Origin of the sequence: Acinetobacter sp. ABJ_C1_1 (genome assembly GCF_044684115.1) — a bacterium.
Taxonomy (GTDB): Bacteria; Pseudomonadota; Gammaproteobacteria; order Pseudomonadales; family Moraxellaceae; genus Acinetobacter; species Acinetobacter nosocomialis_A.
In genome coordinates, this window is record NZ_JBITPU010000015.1 from 11,710 (window position 1) to 36,083 (window position 24,374).

A 24,374-nucleotide genomic window follows, 5' to 3' on the forward strand; every position below is an offset into this window, starting at 1 on the left:
CGGAATGAAAAAAGGCAGCTTACGCTGCCTTTTTGAATTTAAGTTTTATCTTTTAAACTGAACAACCAATTTAGAATAATGGCCGCAAATGTTGCTGTACCAATACCCCCTAAATTGAAATTACCGAACAATAATTCAAAGTTACCGGCACCTAAAATAATCGTCACAGAAGCAACAATCAGGTTTTTATTGTTAGAAAAATCAACTTTGTTTTCAATCCAGATTTTTGCACCGGCAATGGTAATTAAACCAAATACGACAATAGATGCACCTGTTAAAACTGCGCTTGGAATGGTACTAATCACCGCGCCAAATTTTGGAGATAGACCTAAGAAAATGGCGAAGACACCCGCAATCACAAAAACAATGGTTGAGTACACACGAGTGACTGCCATCACACCAATATTTTCACCATAAGTGGTCATCCCCGGCGCGCCAACACTACCAGAAAGCGTTGTTGCTAAACCATCTGCAACAAATGCTTTGCCTAATTGTGGCGTTAGGTTTTCGCCAGTCATTGCACCTACTGCTTTAATATGGCCTAAGTTTTCTGCCACTAAAATTAATGCAACTGGCGCAATAATTAGCATAGCTTTGGTATCAAAAGTAGGATGTGAAAAGCTTGGGATACCGAACCATGCAGCCTGTGAGATCTGACTAAAATCGATTGGTTTACCTAGACCTAAACCATTGGTCGTGATGGCATAAATTACGTAAGCCAAAATCAAACCAACTAATAGAAGTAAACGTTGTAGTAAACCACGCGTAAAGACCGCAATACTGCCCATACAAAGTACAGTAATTAATGCCATCCACATTTCAAATGGTTGGCCAGCAACGCCTTTAATGGTAACAGGGGCAAGGTTTAGACCAATAATCATCACAATTGCGCCAGTCACGACAGGCGGCATGAGTTTTTCAATCCAGCGCGTACCCGTAAGCATGACAATAAAACCGATGAGTGCGTAAAAAATACCGCACGCTACGATTCCACCTAAAGCCATGGACAGATTTGGATTGGCGCCCGAACCTGTAATGTGCCCAGTCGCTGCTGCAACCACACCAATAAAGGCAAAACTCGATCCTAAGTAACTTGGAACGCGACCACCTGTAATTAAGAAGAACAGGATGGTACAGATACCGGACATTAAAATAGCGAGGTTCGGGTTAAAGCCCATAAGTAATGGCGCTAAAACGGTGGCTCCAAACATGGCAAATGCATGTTGGATGCCTAAAATGGCACTTTGAACTGGGGGGAGATATTCATTGGTAGAGACCGGTCGATGGTCAACATCACCTTGGTAAGGCTGCCATTTTGGAAACCAGTTGGACATAAAATGAGCTCATTATTCTTTAATTGGAGCAATGATACTCTTTCTTTGGAAAGCATTTAATCTCTAGTGAGCAGTATGTGAGTGAAAAGTAATTATTTTTTAACGATTGGTATAATTTTAAGAATTCTAAATATAAGGAATTAGTTATTTTTTTATAATAAAACTTAATTTTATGATTTTTAAAAAATATTTAAAAAAATATAAAATCGGGGAAAATTTATGAAAAATGGGGAACTTTGCAAGTAAAAAGCAGCACATCGGTGATGTACTGCCTTGTCAAACGATCGGTAAAAACAGCTTAGCCCGTATTACGTAGACCAGCAGCAATACCCGCAATACTCACCATAAGTGCATGGTCAACAGGGGTATGTTCTGCCTGACGCTCCGCGAGGTAATCGCGGCGGCGTTTCATGAGTTCAGCTTGTAAAAGATGCAAAGGAAGTAAGTATGGTTTACGAACCTGCATAGATTGGTCAAGAACTTCGTTGTTGCTCAGAAGCTTTGATTCATCTTTCAATTTAAGTAGCGTTTCAACAGCATCTTTTAGTCGCTGACGTAATTGGTTGCCGAGTACTTTTAAATCTTCATCTTCAGTTAAATGAGACTCGTAATAGAGAGCAATGTTGGCATCGGCTTTAGACAATACCATTTCCAACATATCAATGAGCGTTTGGAAATAAGGCCATTGCTGAAGCATTTCATCAAGTGTTGCTTTTTGCTGGTCGGCAATCACTTCATTAATGGCAGCACCTGTACCTAACCATGCAGGCAACATCAAACGAATTTGTGTCCAAGCAAATACCCATGGGATGGCACGTAAAGACTCAATGCCGCCACTCACTTTACGTTTTGCTGGACGCGAGCCTAGAGGCAACATTTGTAACTCAAGCTCAGGCGTGACAGTCCGTAAATATTTCACAAAATGTGGGTTTTCACGCACGGTTTGACGATAAACTTTCACAGAATGATCTGTCATACGGTTCATGAGTTCACGCCATTCGGCTTTAGGCTCTGGTGGTGGCAACAATGTCGCTTCAAGTGTTGCTGCGGTATAGATTTCAAGGTTTTGCATGGCAATACCTTCTAGACCGAATTTGAAGCGGATCATTTCACCTTGTTCTGTCACACGAATTGCGCCAGAGATTGAACCTGGTGGCTGTGAGAATAGTGCCTGTTGGGTTGGAGCACCACCACGGCTAATTGAGCCGCCACGACCGTGGAATAGGGTCAACTGTACGCCGTGTGTACGAGCAATAGCAGTTAGTTCTTCTTGAGCACGATATTGCGCCCAGTTAGCAGACATGAAGCCAGCATCTTTTGCAGAGTCGGAGTAACCGATCATGACTTCGTGTTTGTCCTGAATGTGCTGCTTATACCAGTGCATATTGAACAGCGTATTCATGGTAGTTGCAGCGCCATCTAAATCTTTTAGAGTTTCAAATAGAGGCACCACACGTAAAGGGTGCTGAATACCTGCTTCTTTTTGCAGTAACAATACAGCTAAAACATCGCTTGGATATTCAGCCATTGAAATAATATAAGCCCCTAACGACTCAGGCGGTTGGTCAGCCAAAGTACGCATAGTAGCAAATACTTCTTGAACATCTGGGTGGCCAATCAAACTCCCTTCAGGTTCATTAATATATTTCGGTAAAAGTGGGCGTTTACTTTGTAGTTCCTGAATGAGGAAGTTTTGGCGCGCTTGCTCAGTCCATGATTCAAAATTACCTAAACCTAAATACTCAGTAATGGCTGAAATGGCTTGGCGATGGCGACCTGATTCTTGGCGAATATCGAGTTTAAGTAATTCAATACCAAAACAGTTCACACGGTAGATAAAGTCGAGAAGTTGACCATTCGCAATTTCTGGAAGGTTACTGTCAATTAAAGAGCGATAGCACAACAATAATGGTTGTAACAGCTCATCTTTGCTTTTAATGACATTGCTGTCATCTGCTTCTAAACCTTGTAGACGCTGCGCTAACCAGTGACGAGTCGCTTTTAAACGCTCGCGTGTTGCACGTAAATACTCGCGATAAGGTTCTGCATGTTGGCTACCAATCGCTTGAATCATTTCTTCGGAACACGTCTGGATTGAAAGTTCCCAACGTAAGTTTTCAATATCTCTCAGGTAGAGGTCGGCAGCTTGCCAGCGTGATAACCACAGCACTTCTTGGGTAATTTGATGGGTAACATTTGGGTTGCCATCACGGTCTCCACCCATCCAAGATGCGAAACGTACTGGTGCAATATTCAGTGGTAAATTAAGTTGGCAATTGTCTTGAACCAACTCATTTAACTCACGGATGAATTTAGGTACGGCATTCCAAAGCGTTTGCTCAATGGTTGCAAAGCCCCATTTTGCCTCATCGACAGGAGTCGGGCGGTGCTGACGAATTTCATCAGTTTGCCAAGCCGAACTAATTTGTTGTTTTAAGTTGGCAAGTGCATTTTGGCGTTCACGTGGAGTAAGTTTTTGCTGATCAAGCTGTGAAAGACATACGTTAATATCATCATATTTTTGAATAAGGGTACGACGGCTGACTTCGGTTGGATGCGCCGTAAGTACTAACTCAATTTTAAGATCGCAAATTTGCTGGAATAGTTTTTCTGTTGAAATACTTTTATCTTTAAATTTTTGAAATAAGTGAACCAGCGGATTCGGAGAGTTTGCATCCGAATCAAACTCTGCCTGTCTGCGGCTACGGACCACATGATATTGCTCGGCAATATTCGCAAAATTGAGGAAGTGAGAAAAAGCGCGGGTGAGAGGTAATAGCTCTTCATCGGGCAGTTCTAAAAATAATTGTTCTAATTGCTTTTCGGCTTCAGCTTGACCATCACGTGCACCTTTGGCAAGCGCACGGATTTGCTCGATCTGATTAAACAGTTCTTGTCCTGCATGTTGTTTTAGGGTTTCACCTAATAAATTACCAAGTAAGCGGACATCCTCACGCAGTGGCGCATCGATTTGCTGAACCATGCTATTTTCTCCTGTTCTTATTCTTATCGAATATAGCGCGATTAACAAACATTCCAAGCTTTGAGCGTAAGAAAATGTGAATTTTTGCTTAAAAAATAACATTTAATTCGCTAATGGTGACTTAAAAGATGACATGCACTCAGTGCAACTTTTGGCAATCGGACTTTGGTTTAATTCCGATATTTGAGCAGGAATAAATGAATTGCATCTTGAATGATATGGTCTAACTCTTGCGCATTGGGTACAGCAATAATCCTAAGTAGAACTTTATGGTGACGTACACCAAGCAACAACGTTAAAAGAAGCTCTGTTTGATAAACGGGATCATCGGCTTGAATAAAACCTAGCTCAGCTGCTTTTTGGAAGAACGCAACTAACAGATTTTGAAGTCGGGTATGGGATGCCGTGAAAAATTGTTCAGCTAAAGGGCTTTGTTCTGCTGCGAGCTCAAATAACACATGTTCAAGCTTTAATGCTTCAGGTGAATAAATAATTTGTAAGGCACGTGAACACACCGTATAGAGTGTTTGATAAAAATCTGCCGATGCATCTAATTCAAATGGTTTAGTGCCTAGAGTCTCTTCACAAGTTTCTGTAATCGCGCAGATAAACAGGTTTGCTTTGTCTTGAAAGTGGTTATAAACCGTGAGTTTAGTAACTCCGGCTTCCTGTGCAATCTGGTTCATGCTGGTACCGTGATAGCCAGATTTTAAAAAAATAGCTTTAGCGGCTTGTAGGATACGAGCACGCTTTTCCAGATCTTTAGGGCGACCACTTTGATTAACTGTTTGCACAAAACCCTCTAATAAAAGTTTAAAAAAATAAATATTTATAAGTTTTTCTTTAATTAATGTACCCATGGGTATATTAATTAAAAAACAAACAAACTATGATGTAAACATATTGTGCCTTAAAAAACCAGTTTGAATAAGAGCGATAAGATATGAATCTGTTAAAACCTCTCATCATGAGTATGGTGATTGTTTGCACGGTCACATTAATGGGGTGTAGTAAAGAGGCTCCCAAAACAGAAGAAATACCCTATGTGATGGTGACACAGCCTTCGACCACACTAAACGAATTAAAAAGCTATGCAGGAGATGTACAGGCTCGACAACAAACAGCCTTGGCATTTCGGGTGGGTGGACAAGTTACGGCTCGCTATGTCGATGTCGGCGACCGAGTTAAAGTTGGACAAGTATTAGCAAAGCTCGATGTAGCAGATGCTCAGCTACAATTAAATGCTGCCAAAGCTCAATTACAAAATGCACAGGCAGCAGCGAAAACAGCATCAGATGAACTTAAACGTTTTCAACAATTATTACCTGTTAATGCAGTAAGCCGTTCACAATTTGATACGGTCAAAAATCAGTACGACGCGGCTCAAGCAGCGTTACAACAAGCCCGTTCTAACTATGAAGTTTCTGCAAACCAAACTGGTTATAACCAACTCATTTCTAATAAAAACGGGGTGATTACAGCGCGTAATATTGAAATTGGACAAGTCGTTTCAGCAGGTCAAGCGGCTTATCAATTGGCGATTGATGGTGAGCGTGAAGTGGTCATTGGTGTACCTGAACAAGCAGTTGCCGAGATTAAAGTTGGTCAAGCGGCTTGGATTACTTTGTGGTCTAAACCGAATGAAAAATTTGCCGGATATGTACGCGAAGTTTCCCCTGCGGCTGATCAATCTCGTACTTTTACAGTGAAAGTTGCACTCAAAGAAGGCCAATCTGCTATTCAGCTTGGACAAAGTGCACGCGTATTTTTTAGCTCGACTCAAACCAATGTCATGAGTGTTCCACTTTCGAGTGTTTCAGCTACAGATAATCAAGCTTATGTATGGGTAGTCAATGCCAACCAAACTTTACGTAAAGTACCTGTAACAGTTGGGGCATATGGCAGAGATAGTGTACCCGTGTTAACTGGTTTAACACCAAATGATTGGGTTGTGATTGGTGGGGTTCATTTGCTACGCGATAAGCAGAAGATTCACCCGATTGACCGTGAAAACCGTGCGGTGAAAATTCAGGGGGCAACGAAGTCATGAAATTCAATCTCTCGGAATGGGCACTGAATAATAAAGGCATTGTCCTTTATTTCATGCTGTTGCTTGGCATTATCGGTGCAATCTCTTATTCAAAACTGTCACAGAGTGAAGATCCGCCTTTTACCTTTAAAGTGATGGTCGTCAAAACCTACTGGCCTGGAGCGACTGCCAAAGAGGTTTCAACGCTGGTGACTGACCGGATTGAAAAGGAGCTGATGACGACAGGGCAGTATGAAAAGATTATGGCCTACTCCCGCCCAGGTGAGTCAATGGTTACTTTCTTTGCCAAGGATTCATTGAAGTCGGCACAGATTCCTGATGTTTGGTACAACGTTCGTAAAAAGGTCAATGACATTCGCACTGAACTCCCAAGCGGTGTGCAAGGCCCTTTTTTCAATGATGAGTTCGGTGATACTTTCGGTAATATTTATGTACTGACAGGCAAGGACTTTGACTATGCACTACTCAAAGAATATGCCGATCGTTTGCAATTACAGCTGCAACGTGTCAAGGATGTTAGCAAAGTCGAATTGGTTGGCTTACAAGACCAAAAAATCTGGATTGAGATTTCAAATACTAAAGCAGTTCAGCTCGGTATTCCTCTTTCTGCAATTCAAGAAGCCTTACAAAAGCAAAATAGTATGGCAAGCGCTGGTTTCTTTGAAACCGGTACGGACCGTATTCAAATTCGTGTAAGTGGGCATTTACAAAACGTTGATGAAATTAAGAAAACGCCGTTACTGGTAGGCAACAAAACCATTCAACTTGGTGATGTCGCTGATGTCTACCGCGGTTTTAGTCAACCAGCTCAGCCACGTATGCGTTTCATGGGTGAAAATGGTATTGGCCTTGCTGTATCAATGCGTAAGGGTGGTGACATTATTGCCTTGGGGAAAAACCTAGAAACCGAATTTGCCCAACTGCAAAAGACTTTGCCTTTAGGCATGAAACTACAGAAGGTGTCGGACCAACCTGTAGCTGTGCAACGCAGTATTCATGAGTTTGTTAAAGTACTTGCTGAAGCTGTCATTATTGTTTTGTTAGTAAGCTTTTTCTCTTTAGGTTTCCGTACAGGTTTAGTGGTCGCTTTTTCCATTCCTTTGGTTTTAGCAATGACTTTTGCCGGCATGAATATATTCGATGTCGGACTACATAAGATTTCTCTGGGCGCTCTGATTTTAGCTTTAGGCTTACTGGTCGATGACGCCATTATTGCAGTCGAGATGATGGCCATTAAGATGGAGCAGGGCTATAGCCGAATTAAGGCCGCCGGATTTGCGTGGAAAACAACGGCCTTTCCAATGCTGACAGGGACACTCATTACGGCAGCGGGCTTTTTACCTATTGCTACGGCACAGTCTAGTACGGGCGAATACACGCGTTCGATCTTTCAGGTGGTGACCATTGCCTTATTGGTGTCTTGGGTTGCTGCAGTTTTATTTGTGCCTTATTTGGGTGAAAAACTACTGCCTGATTTTACCAAGACTGGGCATCAAGCACCTTGGTATGTTCGTTTATGGGCAAGATTAACGAAAAAACCGCAACCACAAACGATCGAGATTTCACAGGACCATCATTACGATCCTTATCAATCTAGTTTCTATTTACGTTTTAGGAAAATGGTCGAGTTTTGCGTGACCTATCGTAAAACTGTAATTGCGACAACGGTTGGGATATTCGTACTCTCTGTGCTGATGTTTAAAATGGTTCCTCAGCAGTTTTTCCCGCCTTCAAACCGTACCGAGATTTTAGTCGATTTAAAACTTGAAGAAGGCGCTTCGTTAACCGCCACAGAACAAGCGGTGAAAAAGGTTGAACAGTTCCTGTCTAAACAAAAAGGTATTGATAACTATGTGGCCTATGTGGGTACAGGTTCACCGCGTTTTTATTTACCGTTAGACCAGCAATTACCACAAGCCAGCTTTGCACAATTTGTGGTTTTAGCCACTTCACTTGATGATCGTGATGAAATTCGTCGCTCGCTAGAAACTCAAATTAAACAGCTGCTTCCACAAGTTCGTACTCGTGTGTCATTACTGGAAAATGGTCCACCTGTGGGTTATCCGTTGCAATATCGCGTGTCAGGTGAAGATCTCAATCTGGTACGTAAAGAGGCGCAGCAGGTTGCTAAGGTCATTAGTGAAAACCCGAATACCACCAATGTGCATTTAGACTGGGGCGAGCCGAGCAAGATCATTGCAATTCAAATTGATCAAGACCGTGCTCGACAAATGGGTGTGTCTAGTGTGGATTTGGCGAATTTCCTGAATGCTTCAATTACAGGTAGCGCAATTGAACAGTATCGTGAAAAGCGTGAGCTCATTGAAATCCGCTTACGTGGAGATCAAGCTGAGCGTGTTGAAGTCGCTTCACTGGCAAGTTTAGCGGTGCCAACAGCCAATGGAACCACAGTGCCTTTAGCCCAGATTGCTAAAATTGAATATAAATTTGAAGATGGCCTAATCTGGCATCGTAACCGTTTACCAACGATTACTGTGCGTGCAGATATTCGTACCAAATTGCAGCCAGCGACTGTTGTGGGCGAGTTAGCTGAATCAATGGACAAGTTACGCGCTGAGCTACCAAGTGGTTACCTCGTTGAAGTAGGGGGAACTGTAGAAGAGTCAGCACGTGGGCAAAGTTCGGTCAATGCCGGTATGCCACTGTTTTTAGCAGTTGTCATGACATTACTCATGATTCAGCTGAAGAGTCTGTCTCGAGCAACCATTGTATTCTTGACCGCACCATTAGGCTTAATTGGGGTGGTTCTGTTTTTACTTTTATTCAATAAGCCATTTGGCTTTGTGGCCATGCTAGGAACTATTGCCTTATCTGGCATGATTATGCGTAACTCGCTCATTCTGATTGATCAGATCGAACAAGATCGGCAAGCAGGGCATCCAACGTGGGAAGCAATTATTGATGCAACGGTACGCCGTTTCCGTCCAATTATTCTGACGGCCTTGGCAGCAGTGCTAGCGATGATTCCACTTTCGCGAAGTATTTTCTTCGGTCCAATGGCCGTTGCAATTATGGGCGGGCTGATTGTAGCGACCATGCTGACATTGTTTTTCCTACCTGCATTGTATGCTGCGTGGTTTAAGGTGAAAAAAACAGCATAAAATACATAAATTTTTTGTGAATAAAGGTGCGAAATATTGAAAAGTCCAATATAGTAGCACCTGTCTTTACACAAAAAATACAGGATTATTTCGCTGCATAAAAAATAGGCATAGTGCAGTGAATTGAGGTGAAATACAGATGGGGCAAGACCATATCGAACAGCATCGCCGTTATATTGTAATTTCTTATGCGTTCATGTTTCTTGCATTGTTTACGGTTATTTTTGCGGCCTTTGCTTATCTGGTCGCTCGTAAAGTAGCTGTTGTGGATGATGCGGAAGTTTGGATTCATGCTCATGCGCTCTGGATTATGCGCAATGGTATTCTATTCCTCTTCATGTCAGTTTTTGCTGTTGTTTGGTTTATTCCTCTCTTCTTTTTTGCATGGAACAGCAACCTTTGGGTAACGGCATCAACAGTTGCTGGTGTTGTTTTTAGCGCTATTGCTTGGTTATTTTTATTAAATGCATGGTTAAAAGGCTTGTCTAAATATTTAAAAAATAAGGCAGTTTTTTAATATATCTGTTTTTTGAAAGTTTTCCCCTTGTAAATTCGGCTAAAGCCCCCCATTTAGTCGGCAATAGAGTATTGATAAAATTTCCGTGAGGAGCACCGCCAAACATGGCTAAACGTGATTATTATGAGGTTTTAGGCGTTTCAAAAACCGCAAGTGATGATGAGATCAAAAAAGCCTATCGTAAATTGGCGATGAAATATCATCCTGACAGAAACCCTGACAATGCCGAAGCAGAAGAAAAGTTTAAAGAAGCTTCTGAAGCTTATGAGATTTTATCGGACAGCGAAAAGCGCAGCATGTATGACCGTATGGGACATAATGCATTTGAAGGCGGCTTTGGTGGCGCTGGTGGTGGCTTTGGCGGTTTCAGTGCAGAAGATATTTTCAGCCAGTTCGGTGATATTTTTGGTGGAGCGTTTGGTGGCGGCGGACGTCAGCAACGCCAACGTCGCGGTTCAGACTTACGCTATGTCATGGAACTTACCCTTGAGGAAGCTGTAAAAGGGGTTAAGAAAACAATTACCTTTACTGCTCCAGCACCATGTGATGTGTGCGATGGTAAAGGCTCTCAAAATCCAAAAGATGTAGAAACCTGTAAAACTTGTCATGGTTCAGGACAAGTACGTATGCAGCAAGGTTTCTTCTCTGTACAACAAACTTGTGGCACATGTCGTGGCCAAGGCAAAATTATTAAAAACCCATGCCATGCATGTCATGGTTCAGGTGTAGCTGATCGCCAGCAAACATTGGAAGTTACTATTCCAGCGGGTGTAGATAATGGCGACCGCGTTCGTTTAAGTGGTAAAGGCGAGGCTATCCGTGATGGTCAAGCTGGTGACTTGTACGTTGAAGTGGTTGTTCGTGAACACGAAATTTTCCAACGTGATGGCGCCGATTTATATATGGACGTACCAGTAAGCATTGCTGATGCTGCACTTGGTAAAGAAATTGAAATTCCGACTTTGGAAGGCCGCGTTAGCTTGAAGATCCCTGAGGGAACTCAAACAGGTAAATTATTCCGTTTACGTGGTAAGGGTGTTCGTCCTGTACGTAGCAGCATGGTGGGTGATTTACTTTGCCGTATCGTGGTAGAGACACCAGTTAATTTAACGTCTCGTCAACGCGAGTTACTCAAAGAATTACAAGCATCTTTCGATGGTGAAGACAGTGCTTCTTCACCAAAGAAAAAATCATTCTTTGATCGTTTATTCGATTAATGGTTGATTAGATCGGAAATTAAAAAGAAGGCGGATATTGATTAAATATCCGCCTTTTTATTGCGCTGATTCATCTTATTATTTTTATTCTGCTTAAAAGAAAATGACTACCGATTACTCTGTCGGATGAGCGACATCAATATCGTCAACACTTACAATAAGTTCGCTTGATGCAACTGGAGCTACTACAGCCTCGACAGTAGCTTGAGTAACTGGTTTTACAGCTACTTTTACTGTTTCTACTTCTGCGGTTTTTTCTTCAATGATCGGGTCGATATCTTCAACTTTAACTTCAGCAGTGGTATTGCTTGCTACGCTTGTTTGAGGTGTAGGTGTTGCTGCTTGAGTATTTACGTTCGTGGTAATGCGTGCTTTAGATAAGCTTTCTAATGTGTCCCCAGGTTGGATTGCAGGCTCTGCAAATGCTACTGAACTCATCATCCCCATAACGGCTATTAAGCCCATAATTTTCGAATGCATGCTGAACTCCTTATAGTCATCTTTTTTTCATTCGTGGGTCCGTAGTGTGCAGATCAATTCTTTAACTTTTGTGAAAACTGATTAAATTTCGGTTCATCTTAAAAAATATTTTTTACTTTTTATTGTGAGCAAAGAGTTTTGATATAGTAAGCCAATTACGTAAAACACAAGATTGGGAAGGATTATGTCAGCAGCTCCACGCATTGGTATTTTGGGTGCAGGCGGCCGTATGGGTCGTATACTTATTCAAGCAGTTCAACAAGCAGGTTATCAATTGGGAGCCGCTGTTGTACGCCCAGAAAGTACTTTAATCGGTGCTGATGCTGGTGAACTTGCAGGAATTGGTTCAATTGGAGTGAAGCTTACGGGAAGCTTGGCTGAGGTTCTTAAAGACTGTGACGTTGTAATTGACTTTTCGACTCCTGCTGCAACATCTGAGCATCTAAAGCTATGTCGTGAAGCTGGGGTAGCTATCGTGATCGGGACAACGGGAATGTCCGATGAACAAAAAGCTGAGCTTGATGAAACGGCAAAACATATACCTGTTGTATATGCTGCAAACTATTCTGTTGGCGTAAATGTATCAATCAAGTTACTTGAGCTTGCAGCAAAAGTATTTGGCGATACAGTAGATATTGAAGTGATTGAGGCTCACCATCGTCATAAAGTAGATGCACCATCTGGTACAGCGTTAATGATGGGTGAAGCGATTGCTGATACTTTAGGCCGTAACCTAAAAGAAGTTGCTGTTTATGGTCGTGAAGGGCATACCGGTCCACGTGATCGTCAAACGATTGGTTTTGAAACCATCCGTGGTGGCGATATTGTAGGTGAACATACTGTCATGTTTATTGGTGAGGGTGAGCGTGTTGAAGTCACTCACAAAGCCACGAACCGTATGAACTTTGCTGCTGGTGCAGTACGAGCTGCTGCATGGGTTGTAGGTCGTGAAGCGCACAAATACGACATGAAAGATGTTTTAGGGTTGAACGACGTACAGGTGTAACCCATCTGTACACGTCCTACATGTGGCGAGAAAAACAAGATAGAGCAGAACATGAATAAAAAACAAATTGCTTTGACCACTCTTCTTTGCTTAAGCAGCCTCTATGCAGGGGCTGCCTCTACAGACAAGGCGAAACTTAGCCTTGACCGTAATCATATTAAAGTGTGGACCTATCAAAAGGCTGATAACCCAGTCTTTCAATACAAAGCTGAAACAACCTTTGATGTACCTATTGAACGTGCTGTTGCGGTGATTTTAGATGTAAATCGCGCAGCGCAATGGGTGCCTTATATGGGTAAAGTTGAAATGCTGTCTCAGGATGAGAAAAAGGGTGAATTTACGTTATATATGGTTTTAGATTTTCCTTTTCCCCTGAAAGACCGCGATGTTGTGGTGAAAGGAAAAATGAGTAAAGCCGCTAATGGCGTTATTACGATTAAGAACACAGCAATTAATAGTAATTATCCGATTCAACCTGATGTGGTTCGTTTAACTCGTTATGAAGGTGAATGGACATTCCAGAAACTAGCGAATAACAAAGTTAAAGTAACCACCAGTGGCTACGCTGACCCAGCCGGTTCAATTCCTTTAAGCTTTGTAAATATGTTTGTTCAGCAGCAACCGTATCAAATGCTGCTTAAAATGAAGCGGGAAGTAATGAACCCGATTTATGAGCAACCTAAATTGCCCGATATTTTAAAATAATAAGCAATAAAAAAAGCGCCTGATTTCAGGCGCTTTTTTTATTAATCTGAACATTGCTGTAAAGTTCGAGCTGGGCTACTTTCATGTTTGATTTGGAATAAAACCAGTAACAAACCTAACCCCGCCAGTAATGCACCAGCAAATGATACTGCGCTATAACCCCAACCTAAATCGAGCACTAACGCACCTGCTGCTGCACCGACTGCGTTACCTAGGTTAAACGCACCGATATTTACTGAAGAGGCAAGCCCTGGTGCTTCATGAGCAACTGACATTACACGCATTTGTAATGGCGGTACTAAAGCAAAGGTTGCGGCACCCCAGATCACTAAGGCAATCGCTGCTCCAATCTGGCTTTGTGCAAGGATTGGGAAAATCACCATCATCACAATCAACAGAACTAAGAAACCAATCAGAGTTTTGTTGATAGACAAATCTGCAAAACGTCCGCCTAAATGGTTACCAATTGAGAAACCGACACCAATCAACACCAACATGAAGGTAATGAAAGTCGGTGAAGCATGGGTAAACTCAGTCAAACTTGGTGCGATATAGGTATAAAGCGTAAACATTGCACCTGCACCGAGTACAGTGGTAAGTAATGCAAGTACCACAGGGCCACGCGTTAACACTTTCAACTCAGCTTTCACATTTGGTTTTTGGGCAACCATACCTTGAGGGAGTGCTTTCCATAAAGCGAGCATGGTAATCACGCCAAGCAAGGAAATCGCAAGGAACGACATACGCCAGCCAATGTTTTGCCCAACCCAAGTTGCCAACGGTACACCACCAATATTAGCAATGGTTAAGCCCATAAACATGGTGGCTACAGCACTGGCTTGTTTGTGCGCGGGTACAATACTCGCTGCTACAACAGAGCCAATCCCGAAGAAGGCACCATGGTTAAGGCTAGTAATGAGACGTGCACCTAATAAGCTCATATAGCTTGGTGAAAACGCTGCGATCAGGTTACCGACCGTAAAGATCGCCATCAGCAAAATAAGCGCATTACGTCGTGCAAAACCACCAAACCACAGGGTCATGAATGGAGCACCTAGCATTACGCCAAGTGCATAGCCCGTAATTAACATTCCGGCTGTTGGAATTGAAATACCTAAATCATTAGCGATATTCGGAAGTAATCCCATTGGAGAGAATTCCGTAGTGCCAATGGCAAAGGCACCAATTGCCAATGCCAGTAACGAGAACGCCGTATTTGATTGAGTGTTCATGAGTTTAGTCCCAAACTGGTGCCCATGGCTCTGGGCTAACTTCACGACTGTTACGGTCGAGTTCAGCAATCATTTGCATTTCAGCTGAAGTTAACTCGATATCCTGTGCTTTTAAATTGCTAATCAGGTTTTCACGTTTAGTCGAAGATGGAATGACTGCAAAACCACGTTGCAATGCCCATGCAAGTGCAATTTGCGCTGTTGTTGCTTTATGTGCTGCTGCAATTTCAGCTAAAACAGGGTCTTGAAGCACTTTGCCGTACGCAAGCGTCATATATGAAGTAACATCAATCTTCTTCTCTTGTAAGAAATTTACAAGTTTATGGTTTTGAAGATAAGGACTTAGTTCAATCTGGTTTGTTGCAATATGCTCTACACCAATTGTGTCAATTGCTTGTTGAGTAAGTGCAATATTGAAGTTTGAAATACCAATTTGTTTAGTTAAGCCCTGTTGTTTTGCTTCAAGTAAAAGCTGCATGATTTCAGGAATCGAAACGCCTAAATCCGGTGCTGGCCAGTGAATCAAAGTTAAATCAACATGGTCAGTACGAAGCTTTTCTAAACTCTCTTTTAAGCTTGGAATAAACTTATCTTGCGCAAAATTATCTACCCAGATTTTTGTGGTTAGAAATAAGTCCTGACGTGATACACCGCTTTCGGCAATCGCTTGACCAATCGCTGCTTCATTTCCATAAATTTGAGCAGTATCAATTACACGGTAACCTACGTCTAAAGCAGTTTTAACAGAATCAATGACTGCTTGTTCTTTAAGACGGAAAGTACCTAGACCAAAACGTGGGATATTCATGTGTTCACCTAAATTTGAATAATCATTTAACTTGAGGTGCATTTTGCTTTTTTTATTGTTGCGAAAAAATAGATGAATAAGCAAAATATCTTTGATGATTAGTCAATAATAGAATAAGCCATGAAATCAACTATTGAAGAACTGGTTGCCTTTATCACAATTGTTGATACAGGCTCCTTTGTAGCCGCAGCAGAACATTTAAAACAGACACCTTCAGGAATAAGCCGCTCTTTGACACGTTTGGAAGCAAAGTTAGGTGTGACCTTGTTAGAGCGAACAACACGTAAGTTAAAACTCACCCAAGAAGGGCAGCAGTTTCTGATAAAGGCTCGTAAAATTTTAAATGAGCTGAATGCGGCCGAAGAAGAACTTCAAAAGTCTGATCAGGGTACTGCGGGACTGATTCGTATTGATTCGGCAACGCCATTTGTCTTACATGTCATTGCACCATTAATGCATAAGTTTCGTGAGTGTTATCCCGACATTGAAATCGAAATAAATAGTAATGATCAGGTGATTGATCTATTACAACATAAGACCGATGTGGCATTTCGATTTGGGGAACTCAATGATTCGAGTCTTCATGCCAAGTTAGTGTGCAAGAGTCGTTTATATATTGTGGCAAGTCCAGAGTATTTAGCGATTAAGGGCACACCAACACAGCCTGAACAACTCGAACAGCATGATCTGATTGGTTTTACACGACCTGATTATATTAATAGCTGGCCAATTAAAGTTGGTGATGAATATTTTTTCGCACAAGCAAATATTAAAGCTTCTAGTGGTGAGACTGTACGCCAGCTCACAATTAGAGGACATGGTATTGCACGACTATCTGAATTTGAAATTTGGAAAGATATTCAAGAAGGGCGATTGGTTGCGTTATTTGAAGATCAAATAGAACATCAATATCAAAGCATCCATGCTGTGTATTATCAACAAGAGCATCTACCAAAACGAATCCGTTTATTTATTGAGTTTTTGGCAGATCAATTAAAAGATGGTTTTAAAACCTGTCTCTAAACTTACCATAAGCATCACTTGGAAAATGAACTTCTAAAATTGGAGTCGTTTGTCCTTGTGATGAATGTTGAGATAAGAAATAGCTTTGTTGTTGTTCTCGGCAACTAAAATATAGTTTGGAATAGACCGAATTCACCATGACAACTTCGTTTGAGCTATTACGTTTATATTCATAATGAGAAATCGTATAGGTCTCATCATCAGTGCGCTGTTCTAATTTATAGTCCTGTTGGTTGGTCATTTTTAAATAACCTTCAATCAAGCTCTGGCAAACCGTATGTCTGTGCTGCTCATTTTGGGGCTGTGGTTGGCAACCTGCTAAAACAATAGTAAATAGTAATATGGCTTTTAATTTCATGGTTTTACTACTCTTTGAGTTGATTTCCATAGCCTAAAGGTGTTCTATAAACCAGTACAGATACAGAAATTTTTAAAAAAGCAGCACAGAATGACTTTTCAATATCAGGTTCTTGCCAATCAATTAGCACATCGTATTTATCAAGATGAGCTTAAACCTCATCAGAAGCTTATTTCTTTACGAGATTTCGCTCGTCAGCACAGCATTAGCTTAAGTACGGCAAAAAGTTGCTATGAATTGCTTGAGGCGAGGGGACTTATTTATGTAAAGCAGAAGTCGGGTTACTTTGTGGTTGCTCGTACCCAATCTAGCCCTATTCCTGATAGCCCGGATTTTTTGTCTTTACCTCGACATGTCTCCAATCTGGAGTTGCATAACCAAATTCAGGAAGCTGCCTTACAAAGCCATCTTGTACCGTTGGGTTCGATTCAATTAACGCCGCACTTTATTCCGGTAGAGGGTTTACGTCGTTCTATTCAACGTGCTTTAAAAAATTGTCAGCCACAAGATTTTCTTTATTGTAATAAACAAGGGCACGAGCAATTAAGAAAAGCACTTTCTGATCATTGGCGTGAAGATGGTATTTATATCGCGCCGGAAGATATTTTTGTTACCAATGGCTGTATGCCTGCTTTGTCTTTGGTGATTCAGAAGCTCACTGAAGTGGGCGATAGTATTCTTATTCCTACACCCACCTATAACGGTCATTTACAGTTATTAGCAAGTTTAAAACGACAGATTGTTGAGATTCCTGCCGATCATCGTGGCATTGATCTTGAGCGTTTAGAGTCATTAATGCAGCAAGGTTTGGCTAAGGTTTGTTTAATGACAGCGAACTACCAGAACCCTTTAGGATATTGTTTTAGCAATGCAGAGAAAAAGAAGATTGCTGAATTAGCTGCAAAGTATCAGTGTTTTATTATTGAAGACGATATTTTTGGCGAATGTGGCTACAGCGGTGAGCGACCATTGCCTATTCGATATTGGGATCGCGAAGGGTATGTGGTTTGGTGTGGTTCAGTTTCTAAGTCTTTGTCGAGTGCGTATCGGGTAGGGTGGTTTTGTTTAACTACAAAGTTAGAAAATTTAAAGCTTGAGCTGCTAGTAAGTAATATAGGGGTGAATACGCCTTTACAGTTAGGTCTAGCTGATTTTATTTATAGTCGTGCTTACAGAGAACATTTAGAACAGTTAAGACCAAATTTAATGCGACAAGTCGAGGAGTATCGTAGTTGTATTTTAAATGCCTTTGAAGGTGTTCCAATTGCACTGAGCCAACCAGAAGGGGGGTATGCCTTATGGATGCAGTTACCTAAAACTGTAGATAGTTTGGCGCTCTATTACACTGCAAAATCTCACGGAATTACTGTAGTACCGGGTCATGTTTTTGGGGAGGATGAACGCTATCGGCACTTCATTCGTTTAAATGCAGGTCATGAGTTAACAGCAGATGTCCGCCAAGCAATTAAAGACTTGGCGGAGTGGTCACGACAGCAGATGAAAGGGTTGAGTTAGGTTTATTCTGCGAAGTCTGCTTTAAGCACAATTCGGTAACGTGCTTGACCTGAGTGTAGACGTTCAATTGCTTCATTGAGCTGTGACATTGGAAACAGCTCAATTTGAGGCGCAATTTTTTTGCGTGCAGCAAACTTTAAAAGTTGACGCAGTGCAGCAGGTGAACCTGTAGGGGAGCCTGTTACTGACTTAGCACCACTAATAAGCGAACCTACAGAAACAGGGACAGGCTCAAGCGTAAGACCTAAGAAATGTAAGGTTCCGTTTGGTGCCAGTGTTGCAATAAAAGCAGACCAATTTAGAGTCACATTCACGGTACTTAGCAATAAATCGAATTTACCTTTTTGAGCTTTTACTGCCTCTGTATCGCGACTATTTACCACATGGTCGGCTCCCATTGCTTTAAGTTCCTCTGTTTTATCAGGGTTGGAACTAAATGCAGTGATCTCACAGCCCCAAGCTTTGAGTAGCTTAATGGCGATATGACCTAAACCGCCAATACCAATTACTCCCACGTGATGTGTTGCCTGAATTTTGTGTTTAAGTAATGGATCAAAAACGGTAATTCCGCCGCAAAGTAAAGGACCAGCACTTTCTGGGTCTAAATCTTCAGGAAGGGGAATCGCCCACTGCCAACCTGCACGAACCTTATCGGCAAAACCACCGGCATGTCCGACGATTGTTGCAACACTCCCGCCTGTACAAAGTACTTGCTGACCGCCAATACATTCATCACAGGCTTGGCAACTTTCAGCTGTCCAGCCAATACCGACACGTTGTCCAATTTGTAGACCTTTGGCTTCTGAACCCAAAGCAACAATTCGTCCAATAATTTCATGGCCTGCTACCACAGGGTAGACAGTCGATCGCCATTCATTGTTTAAAACAGAAATATCAGAATGACATAAACCGCAGTATTCAACTTTTACCTCAACCTGATGCGGCTGTAATTCACCAGCATCAAATTGGTAAGGAACCAGTTTTTCGCCTGCCTGCATTGCAGCATAAGCCTGAATCGTATTATTGCTCATCGGAAACTCCTTAAGCGGCTTTGAACCGTTCTGGTGGGTTATGAAGCTTTAAATTGACAATCATTTTCATGATCATCGACCATGCCTACTGCCTGCATAAAAGCATAGCAGGTGGTTGGGCCGACAAATTTGAAACCATTCTTTTTAAGCGTTTTAGAAAGTTTTACGCTCAGTTCAGTTTGAGCAGGGGCCTTACGATAATCTACAACATCATTATGTTGAGGAGCTGCATCTACAAACTGCCAAAGCCATTTAGGAACATCACCGACTTGTGCTTTGAGTGCTTGCCAAGCAATCGCATTGTCACGAATGGCTTTGAGTTTACCTAAGTGACGAATTAAACCAGCATCGGATAACTTTAGTTCTAAAAAATCATCAGTGAATGAAGCGATTTCTGCAATAGGATGATTAAAAAAGTGCTGACGGTAGCTTTCTCTTTTTTTCAGTACGGTAATCCAAGATAAACCAGCTTGCTGACCTTCGAGGCAAAGCATTTCAAATAAACGTGCTTCGTCGTGTTCGGGTTTACCCCATTCTTCATCATGGTAAGCAATATAGAGTGGATCATCGGAACACCATCCGCAGCGTTGAGTTTTCATGATGATGCTCCTTATATTTATCTTGGAATTTTAAAGTTTAAATAGCACCCATTCATTTGGGCGAGTATCCCAATAATACAGTTCGGCTTGAGTTAAGTCTTCAAACTTTAGCCAAAAATCTTTGCCAACTTTATCTGAAAAACCGGTACTGATCAGTAGGGCATCATCGCTGATTTCCATGATCCAGCCTTGATAGCTATTGCCATTTAAAATGATCTTTTGCTGGTTGCCAGATTCGGCAAACTCTACTAAGCGATTGATCAGCGCTTCCGACATAAAATGTTCCTAGCGTAAATATGAATAAGGGTTAACAGCACCACGTCCTTTACCATTTAGATAAAGACCATAGTGGAGATGAGGTGAAGTATAACGTGCATTGCCCGTATTGCCGACATAGCCAATTAAATCGCCTTTTTTGACATAGTCACCAACACTTAAGCCACGTTTGTGACCATCAAGATGAGCATAATAATGCCATGTTCCCGCTGGGCCTAAAATCCAGATGACTTTGCCACCCAAGTTGTTATTACGAAGATCGGCAACTAGTCCTTCGGTTGTGCTATACACTTTGGTTCCACGTGGAGCCAAAATATCAATGCCTTCGTGGCTACGGCCCTGACTCCGAGCAGCTCCCCACGTGTCTTTTAGTTCGTCTCGATCGACACCTTTTACCGGAACTGGAAGTCGATTTGGAAGCTGCATACTCTCGAGCTTACTAATTTGAGCGGGTGACAGTGGTGTAGGTTTTTTAGGTGCGCTGGCACAGGCAGCCAATAGAATAATAAGAAAGCCAAGTGAGAAATGAGAAACAAAACGTTGCACAAAATACTCCCTGTCATAGTTATATCAAAATTATTTTGACCACTATGTCATGAACGGCTTGTTGAGATCAATTTTTTCATAGCAGTTGGTACACCTTTGGCAATGGCCTGTTCCGGACTCAGCCATTGGCCTTCAAGTTCAATCGCCAAATGTTCTTTTTGATCAGGTTCCACGTGGAACAAGTGAGCATTAAGTAACCATGTGAAGTGAGTGAAACTATGACTGATCTGAAAAGTTTGTGCTTGAGGTTGTAGTTTAAATTGCTGGCTTATGCTCAGTCGTTCACGTTCATTTTCTAAAATAGGTAAACAGAATAAACCACCCCACAGGCCATGAGCTGGGCGTTGTTGCCAGAACCACTCATCTTCACACTGAATAATAAGAACATCTGCTGTTTTAACAGGCGGTGTTTTTTTCGGTCTTTTAAAAGGTAATTCTTGTTCTAAACCTTGCTGGTAAGCCTGACAATGAGCTTGCATTGGGCAGTATAAACAAAGAGGCTTTTTAGGCGTACAAATGGTTGCACCCAAGTCCATAATCGCTTGCGTGTAGTCATGGTTGCGATGTGTCGGACAAAGCTCTTCAGCGAGTTTCCACATTTCACGTTCGTGTTGTGGTTTGCTTAAGTCATCTTCAATCGCAAAGAAGCGAGCTAAAACACGTTTCACGTTGCCATCCATAATGACGCCGTACTGACGTAAACCTAAAGACATAAGCGCGCCTGCGGTCGAGCGACCAATGCCGGGTAGTGCAATCCATTCTTCTAGGGTTTCAGGAAATTTACCTTGCTGTGCTACAACGCCAGCGGCTTTATGCAAATTGCGGGCACGAGCGTAATAGCCAAGACCTGCCCAATAAGGGGCGACTTCATCCCAAGTTGCATGACCTAAAGCGTCTACCGTTGGAAAGCGCTCCATAAAGCGGTCAAAATATTGCAGAACTGTTTTTACCTGAGTCTGCTGTAGCATAATTTCAGAAACCCAAACTTTGTATGGATCATCTGCGACTTGCCAAGGCAAATCATGACGACCATGTTGATCGAACCAGTTTAAGAGGGCATCAGAAAAAGAAAATTCAGGCATGAACAGCTATAGAAGAAAAGTAAGGGCTAAATTATAGCTGAAATTGGGGAGAAGTTTTGTTTAAAGCAAGCAATCAGAACGAGCCTGTTCAAACAGAGACTACTTTAAAACGAGTAGTCTCTGTCCAGCATAAAAAGGATTAATCCGCTTTTACGCCCCAACGTTGATCAAGTTTCAACGGTTGGTTTTTATAGTAAGGAATGACATGAATGTGGAAGTGGTCGGAAGTCTGGCCAAATACTTCACCATCATTAAAGCCAATATGGAAACCAGCTGGTTGATGACGAAGCTGTGTTTCATGACGGGCAATTTCAAGAAGTGTCAATAAGCTTTCATGCTCTTTCGAGGTAATATCAAAAAACGAGCTTACATGGCGTAGTGGCGTTACAACACAGTGGCCTTTAGACAACGGATTTGGGTCAGGTAAAATTACAGCAAATTCATTCTTATCAATGATGTCATATTCATCAAAATTGCAATACGGACATTTATTGTCAGTCATTGTTGTATCCTCTCATGTTATTCCATTAAACCCCGAGTGCGGGAAATAAGACTAGGCTTTGCTCTAGCTCAACGGGAGTATATTTATTGAAGTATGGTTTAAAAAATACAGGAAAAATATTGCAAAGTCATAAAGATTTAAGGGAGCAAATGCGAAAAAAGAACCATTTGCTCCAAATTTGCTTCTTTTATTTTAAAGTACGTTCTAATAAAGCGTACATTTTAGCAAGGCCTTGTTTTTCCGCTTCGCTGTTGTAGCCAAGGTCGACACCATTCGCTTTAGCTCTTTCATCTGCAAGCGGGTTACTAAAGCCATGTTTAGCATCCTTTAAAACCACTACTTCATGTTTAACCTCAGCAGCTTGCATCTCTTTTTCAAAATTAGCAACATCTTCTAAGGTGACCATGCTGTCTAGTTCACCATGTAGAACTAAAACTTCACCTTGAATGTTGCCTTTTTGAGCAGGAGCCTTAGGTGTTAATGTGCCATGGAATGTCGCAATTGCTTTGAGAGGAGCACCTGAGCGAGCTAGATCGAGTACTACTTTGCCACCATAGCAAAACCCTACCGCTGCAAGTTTTTCACTATTCACTTCTGGTTGAGCAGCTAAAGTTTGAAGCCCTGCATTAGCGCGGTCAGTCACCGTGTCTAACTCTTCAAATGTCTGCATCATCCATTCGTAAGCTTGAGCTGCAGTCGTAGTCACTTTTTTATCGCCATACATATCGATTGCAAGCGCAGCATAACCGTGTTCAGCAAGTTCACGCGCACGTTGTTCTGTGTATTCGTTACGACCCCACCACTCAGGACCAATAATGACACCAGCTACAGGGCTTTCACTCTCTGGAGCTGCAAAGTAACCAATTAAATGGCTGCCATCTGGTGCAGTATATTGAATTTCACGGGTTTTAATTGCTGTACTCATGACATTAATCCTGAAATTTAACTTGATTTAAATACGCTTGATTAAAGCATAAAAAATAAAAGTCATATGAATAACTATGTAAAAATCTACATCAAAAGAAAAACATAGAAATAATCAGCCAATAAAAAAGAAGGAACGAGTTCCTTCTTTTTGATATGGTCATAATTAAATTAGGTTCGGCCTCGCGAAATAAAACCAATAACAGCGAGAATTACAGCGATCACTAATAAAATCACGGCAAAGTCTTTAGATAACCCTGCAACACCACCAAACCCTAATAGACTGGCAATGAGTGCAATCACTGCAAAAATTATTGCCCAACGGAACATATGCTGTCCTCCTTATTTTTCATTGTCTTTTTACTATATAGCGTGTTTTTTGCACGAAATGTGTCGTTTATGTGGTTGAAATGTATATTAAACAATCATTTTGTGATGCCAAAAATACGGCTTATTTTCTTAAGCCCAGTGTAGTTCAATGCTATAATCTCACTTTGCTTTATCTATATAGCTGTTAAAAACTTATGTCTACCGAGACCTCACTTCGTCCAATGTTTTGGAAAAATTACACGCTAGAGCAGCTGACACAGGCTGAGTGGGAAGCTTTGTGTGATGGGTGTGGTTTATGCTGTTTGGTTAAGCTAGAAGATGAAGATACCCATGAGGTGGCTTATACCAAGGTAGCGTGTAAGTTACTCGATTGCAGCACAGGGCGTTGCTCGGATTATTCAAACCGTCAGCAGCAAGTACCTGACTGTTTGCAACTGACGCCAGAAAGTCTGAAAACCATTCATTGGTTACCATCGAGCTGTGCCTATAAACGTTTGAATGAAGGCAAGAATTTACCTTCTTGGCATTATTTAAATACAGGTACGAGACAAAGCGTCGTTAAGGCGAAAAAGTCGGTTGCAGGACGTTGTATTCCTGAAACTGATGTACATGAAGATGATCTTGAAGATTATATCGTGCGTTGGGTGCGTTAATACGCTCCCGATGGGCATTTAAATTACAGCGTATAATAAAGTAACACTTTTATCGTAAATTTTTTAATGATCTCCGTTATA

Annotated in this window: 24 protein-coding genes; 9 read left to right on the plus strand and 15 right to left on the minus strand. The window is 41.7% G+C overall.

What is annotated here, in order from left to right; genetic code table 11:
- Window positions 1-38 precede the first annotated feature (38 nt).
- The 3 genes from ACG59Z_RS15280 to ACG59Z_RS15290 form a co-directional block, all read right to left on the minus strand.
- Window positions 39-1,334: a solute carrier family 23 protein gene (locus ACG59Z_RS15280; RefSeq protein WP_400200109.1), complete on the minus strand. Its 1,296-nt coding sequence runs from the start codon at window positions 1,332-1,334 to the stop codon at window positions 39-41.
- A gap of 298 nt (window positions 1,335-1,632) precedes the next feature.
- Entirely contained in the window at window positions 1,633-4,317 is a 2,685-nt protein-coding gene (ppc, locus tag ACG59Z_RS15285) for a phosphoenolpyruvate carboxylase (RefSeq protein ID WP_400200110.1), read from the minus strand.
- Between the two features lie 170 nt (window positions 4,318-4,487).
- Window positions 4,488-5,111 (minus strand): TetR/AcrR family transcriptional regulator, encoded by a 624-nt coding sequence (locus tag ACG59Z_RS15290; RefSeq protein ID WP_209045381.1) that lies wholly within the window; start codon window positions 5,109-5,111, stop codon window positions 4,488-4,490.
- A gap of 149 nt (window positions 5,112-5,260) precedes the next feature.
- On the opposite strand from ACG59Z_RS15290, the gene ACG59Z_RS15295 reads away from it, so the two are divergent.
- The 4 genes from ACG59Z_RS15295 to dnaJ all read left to right on the plus strand — a co-directional run bounded on the left by ACG59Z_RS15295 (window position 5,261) and on the right by dnaJ (window position 11,223).
- Window positions 5,261-6,367, plus strand: coding sequence for an efflux RND transporter periplasmic adaptor subunit (locus ACG59Z_RS15295; protein WP_400200111.1), 1,107 nt, complete (start codon window positions 5,261-5,263; stop codon window positions 6,365-6,367).
- Window positions 6,364-9,489: an efflux RND transporter permease subunit gene (locus ACG59Z_RS15300; RefSeq protein ID WP_400200113.1), complete on the plus strand. Its 3,126-nt coding sequence runs from the start codon at window positions 6,364-6,366 to the stop codon at window positions 9,487-9,489. The genes ACG59Z_RS15295 and ACG59Z_RS15300 overlap by 4 nt, the downstream gene beginning before the upstream one ends.
- Window positions 9,490-9,628: 139 nt before the next feature.
- Window positions 9,629-10,006 (plus strand): hypothetical protein, encoded by a 378-nt coding sequence (locus ACG59Z_RS15305; RefSeq protein WP_002053984.1) that lies wholly within the window; start codon window positions 9,629-9,631, stop codon window positions 10,004-10,006.
- Between the two features lie 104 nt (window positions 10,007-10,110).
- The gene (dnaJ, locus tag ACG59Z_RS15310) at window positions 10,111-11,223 is read left to right on the plus strand and encodes a molecular chaperone DnaJ (protein ID WP_263612597.1); all 1,113 of its coding nucleotides are present in this window, start codon (window positions 10,111-10,113) and stop codon (window positions 11,221-11,223) included.
- Window positions 11,224-11,337: 114 nt separating this feature from the next.
- Here dnaJ and ACG59Z_RS15315 read toward each other — a convergent pair whose 3' ends face one another.
- Window positions 11,338-11,703, minus strand: coding sequence for a hypothetical protein (locus tag ACG59Z_RS15315; RefSeq protein ID WP_263612596.1), 366 nt, complete (start codon window positions 11,701-11,703; stop codon window positions 11,338-11,340).
- Window positions 11,704-11,887: 184 nt separating this feature from the next.
- On the opposite strand from ACG59Z_RS15315, the gene dapB reads away from it, so the two are divergent.
- Together dapB and ACG59Z_RS15325 are read left to right on the plus strand one after the other, a co-directional pair.
- Entirely contained in the window at window positions 11,888-12,709 is an 822-nt protein-coding gene (gene dapB / locus ACG59Z_RS15320) for a 4-hydroxy-tetrahydrodipicolinate reductase (RefSeq protein WP_002053870.1), read from the plus strand.
- A 51-nt stretch (window positions 12,710-12,760) separates the two neighbouring features.
- Window positions 12,761-13,414: an START domain-containing protein gene (locus tag ACG59Z_RS15325; RefSeq protein ID WP_263612595.1), complete on the plus strand. Its 654-nt coding sequence runs from the start codon at window positions 12,761-12,763 to the stop codon at window positions 13,412-13,414.
- Between the two features lie 41 nt (window positions 13,415-13,455).
- Here the strand turns inward: ACG59Z_RS15325 and ACG59Z_RS15330 are convergent, their stop codons facing one another.
- Window positions 13,456-14,646, minus strand: a complete 1,191-nt coding sequence (locus ACG59Z_RS15330) for an MFS transporter (protein WP_400200117.1) — start codon at window positions 14,644-14,646, stop codon at window positions 13,456-13,458.
- Between the two features lie 4 nt (window positions 14,647-14,650).
- Complete coding sequence (gene dkgB / locus ACG59Z_RS15335; RefSeq protein ID WP_400200118.1) at window positions 14,651-15,454, minus strand: 2,5-didehydrogluconate reductase DkgB; 804 nt, start codon at window positions 15,452-15,454, stop codon at window positions 14,651-14,653.
- Between the two features lie 120 nt (window positions 15,455-15,574).
- Here dkgB and ACG59Z_RS15340 point away from each other — a divergent pair, with 120 nt between their 5' ends.
- Window positions 15,575-16,477: a LysR family transcriptional regulator gene (locus ACG59Z_RS15340; RefSeq protein ID WP_396463179.1), complete on the plus strand. Its 903-nt coding sequence runs from the start codon at window positions 15,575-15,577 to the stop codon at window positions 16,475-16,477.
- Here ACG59Z_RS15340 and ACG59Z_RS15345 read toward each other — a convergent pair.
- Window positions 16,461-16,835 (minus strand): hypothetical protein, encoded by a 375-nt coding sequence (locus ACG59Z_RS15345; protein WP_400200120.1) that lies wholly within the window; start codon window positions 16,833-16,835, stop codon window positions 16,461-16,463. The genes ACG59Z_RS15340 and ACG59Z_RS15345 overlap by 17 nt on opposite strands.
- 90 nt (window positions 16,836-16,925) lie before the next feature.
- Here ACG59Z_RS15345 and ACG59Z_RS15350 point away from each other — a divergent pair, with 90 nt between their 5' ends.
- Window positions 16,926-18,350 carry a PLP-dependent aminotransferase family protein gene (locus ACG59Z_RS15350; protein ID WP_400200121.1) on the plus strand — a complete coding sequence of 475 codons (1,425 nt, stop codon included), beginning with the start codon at window positions 16,926-16,928 and terminating at the stop codon, window positions 18,348-18,350.
- Window positions 18,351-18,352: 2 nt separating this feature from the next.
- Here the strand turns inward: ACG59Z_RS15350 and ACG59Z_RS15355 are convergent, their stop codons facing one another.
- The 8 genes from ACG59Z_RS15355 to ACG59Z_RS15390 all read right to left on the minus strand — a co-directional run bounded on the left by ACG59Z_RS15355 (window position 18,353) and on the right by ACG59Z_RS15390 (window position 23,640).
- The gene (locus tag ACG59Z_RS15355; RefSeq protein WP_400200123.1) at window positions 18,353-19,381 is read right to left on the minus strand and encodes an NAD(P)-dependent alcohol dehydrogenase; all 1,029 of its coding nucleotides are present in this window, start codon (window positions 19,379-19,381) and stop codon (window positions 18,353-18,355) included.
- 38 nt (window positions 19,382-19,419) lie between these two features.
- Complete coding sequence (locus tag ACG59Z_RS15360; RefSeq protein ID WP_005300378.1) at window positions 19,420-19,980, minus strand: DNA-3-methyladenine glycosylase I; 561 nt, start codon at window positions 19,978-19,980, stop codon at window positions 19,420-19,422.
- Between the two features lie 30 nt (window positions 19,981-20,010).
- A complete protein-coding gene (locus tag ACG59Z_RS15365; RefSeq protein ID WP_001287364.1) occupies window positions 20,011-20,256 on the minus strand; it encodes a hypothetical protein in 246 nt (81 codons plus the stop codon).
- 9 nt (window positions 20,257-20,265) lie between these two features.
- Entirely contained in the window at window positions 20,266-20,802 is a 537-nt protein-coding gene (locus ACG59Z_RS15370) for a M23 family metallopeptidase (protein WP_400200128.1), read from the minus strand.
- A gap of 47 nt (window positions 20,803-20,849) precedes the next feature.
- Entirely contained in the window at window positions 20,850-21,884 is a 1,035-nt protein-coding gene (gene mutY, locus ACG59Z_RS15375; RefSeq protein ID WP_400200130.1) for an A/G-specific adenine glycosylase, read from the minus strand.
- Window positions 21,885-22,023: 139 nt separating this feature from the next.
- Complete coding sequence (locus ACG59Z_RS15380; protein ID WP_396481565.1) at window positions 22,024-22,386, minus strand: HIT family protein; 363 nt, start codon at window positions 22,384-22,386, stop codon at window positions 22,024-22,026.
- Window positions 22,387-22,573: 187 nt separating this feature from the next.
- Window positions 22,574-23,311, minus strand: a complete 738-nt coding sequence (locus ACG59Z_RS15385) for a dienelactone hydrolase family protein (protein ID WP_311087302.1) — start codon at window positions 23,309-23,311, stop codon at window positions 22,574-22,576.
- 170 nt (window positions 23,312-23,481) lie between these two features.
- Complete coding sequence (locus ACG59Z_RS15390) at window positions 23,482-23,640, minus strand: DUF1328 domain-containing protein (protein WP_000490267.1); 159 nt, start codon at window positions 23,638-23,640, stop codon at window positions 23,482-23,484.
- Between the two features lie 194 nt (window positions 23,641-23,834).
- On the opposite strand from ACG59Z_RS15390, the gene ACG59Z_RS15395 reads away from it, so the two are divergent.
- The gene (locus tag ACG59Z_RS15395; protein WP_400200133.1) at window positions 23,835-24,293 is read left to right on the plus strand and encodes a YcgN family cysteine cluster protein; all 459 of its coding nucleotides are present in this window, start codon (window positions 23,835-23,837) and stop codon (window positions 24,291-24,293) included.
- The last annotated feature ends 81 nt before the right edge of the window (window positions 24,294-24,374 follow it).

What these genes read in the sequence shown, in the direction of transcription:
- ACG59Z_RS15280 (WP_400200109.1), bottom strand. Translation starts at nt 1,334, where the DNA reads ATGTCCAACTGGTTTCCAAAATGGCAGCCTTACCAAGGTGATGTTGAC.
- ACG59Z_RS15390 (WP_000490267.1), bottom strand. Translation starts at nt 23,640, where the DNA reads ATGTTCCGTTGGGCAATAATTTTTGCAGTGATTGCACTCATTGCCAGT.
- ACG59Z_RS15325 (WP_263612595.1), top strand. Translation starts at nt 12,761, where the DNA reads ATGAATAAAAAACAAATTGCTTTGACCACTCTTCTTTGCTTAAGCAGC.
- ACG59Z_RS15380 (WP_396481565.1), bottom strand. Translation starts at nt 22,386, where the DNA reads ATGACTGACAATAAATGTCCGTATTGCAATTTTGATGAATATGACATC.
- ACG59Z_RS15365 (WP_001287364.1), bottom strand. Translation starts at nt 20,256, where the DNA reads ATGTCGGAAGCGCTGATCAATCGCTTAGTAGAGTTTGCCGAATCTGGC.
- ACG59Z_RS15295 (WP_400200111.1), top strand. Translation starts at nt 5,261, where the DNA reads ATGAATCTGTTAAAACCTCTCATCATGAGTATGGTGATTGTTTGCACG.
- mutY (WP_400200130.1), bottom strand. Translation starts at nt 21,884, where the DNA reads ATGCCTGAATTTTCTTTTTCTGATGCCCTCTTAAACTGGTTCGATCAA.
- ACG59Z_RS15305 (WP_002053984.1), top strand. Translation starts at nt 9,629, where the DNA reads ATGGGGCAAGACCATATCGAACAGCATCGCCGTTATATTGTAATTTCT.
- ACG59Z_RS15315 (WP_263612596.1), bottom strand. Translation starts at nt 11,703, where the DNA reads ATGCATTCGAAAATTATGGGCTTAATAGCCGTTATGGGGATGATGAGT.
- dkgB (WP_400200118.1), bottom strand. Translation starts at nt 15,454, where the DNA reads ATGAATATCCCACGTTTTGGTCTAGGTACTTTCCGTCTTAAAGAACAA.
- dnaJ (WP_263612597.1), top strand. Translation starts at nt 10,111, where the DNA reads ATGGCTAAACGTGATTATTATGAGGTTTTAGGCGTTTCAAAAACCGCA.
- ACG59Z_RS15350 (WP_400200121.1), top strand. Translation starts at nt 16,926, where the DNA reads ATGACTTTTCAATATCAGGTTCTTGCCAATCAATTAGCACATCGTATT.
- ACG59Z_RS15360 (WP_005300378.1), bottom strand. Translation starts at nt 19,980, where the DNA reads ATGAAAACTCAACGCTGCGGATGGTGTTCCGATGATCCACTCTATATT.
- ACG59Z_RS15300 (WP_400200113.1), top strand. Translation starts at nt 6,364, where the DNA reads ATGAAATTCAATCTCTCGGAATGGGCACTGAATAATAAAGGCATTGTC.
- ACG59Z_RS15355 (WP_400200123.1), bottom strand. Translation starts at nt 19,381, where the DNA reads ATGAGCAATAATACGATTCAGGCTTATGCTGCAATGCAGGCAGGCGAA.
- dapB (WP_002053870.1), top strand. Translation starts at nt 11,888, where the DNA reads ATGTCAGCAGCTCCACGCATTGGTATTTTGGGTGCAGGCGGCCGTATG.
- ACG59Z_RS15395 (WP_400200133.1), top strand. Translation starts at nt 23,835, where the DNA reads ATGTCTACCGAGACCTCACTTCGTCCAATGTTTTGGAAAAATTACACG.
- ppc (WP_400200110.1), bottom strand. Translation starts at nt 4,317, where the DNA reads ATGGTTCAGCAAATCGATGCGCCACTGCGTGAGGATGTCCGCTTACTT.
- ACG59Z_RS15340 (WP_396463179.1), top strand. Translation starts at nt 15,575, where the DNA reads ATGAAATCAACTATTGAAGAACTGGTTGCCTTTATCACAATTGTTGAT.
- ACG59Z_RS15385 (WP_311087302.1), bottom strand. Translation starts at nt 23,311, where the DNA reads ATGAGTACAGCAATTAAAACCCGTGAAATTCAATATACTGCACCAGAT.
- ACG59Z_RS15345 (WP_400200120.1), bottom strand. Translation starts at nt 16,835, where the DNA reads ATGAAATTAAAAGCCATATTACTATTTACTATTGTTTTAGCAGGTTGC.
- ACG59Z_RS15330 (WP_400200117.1), bottom strand. Translation starts at nt 14,646, where the DNA reads ATGAACACTCAATCAAATACGGCGTTCTCGTTACTGGCATTGGCAATT.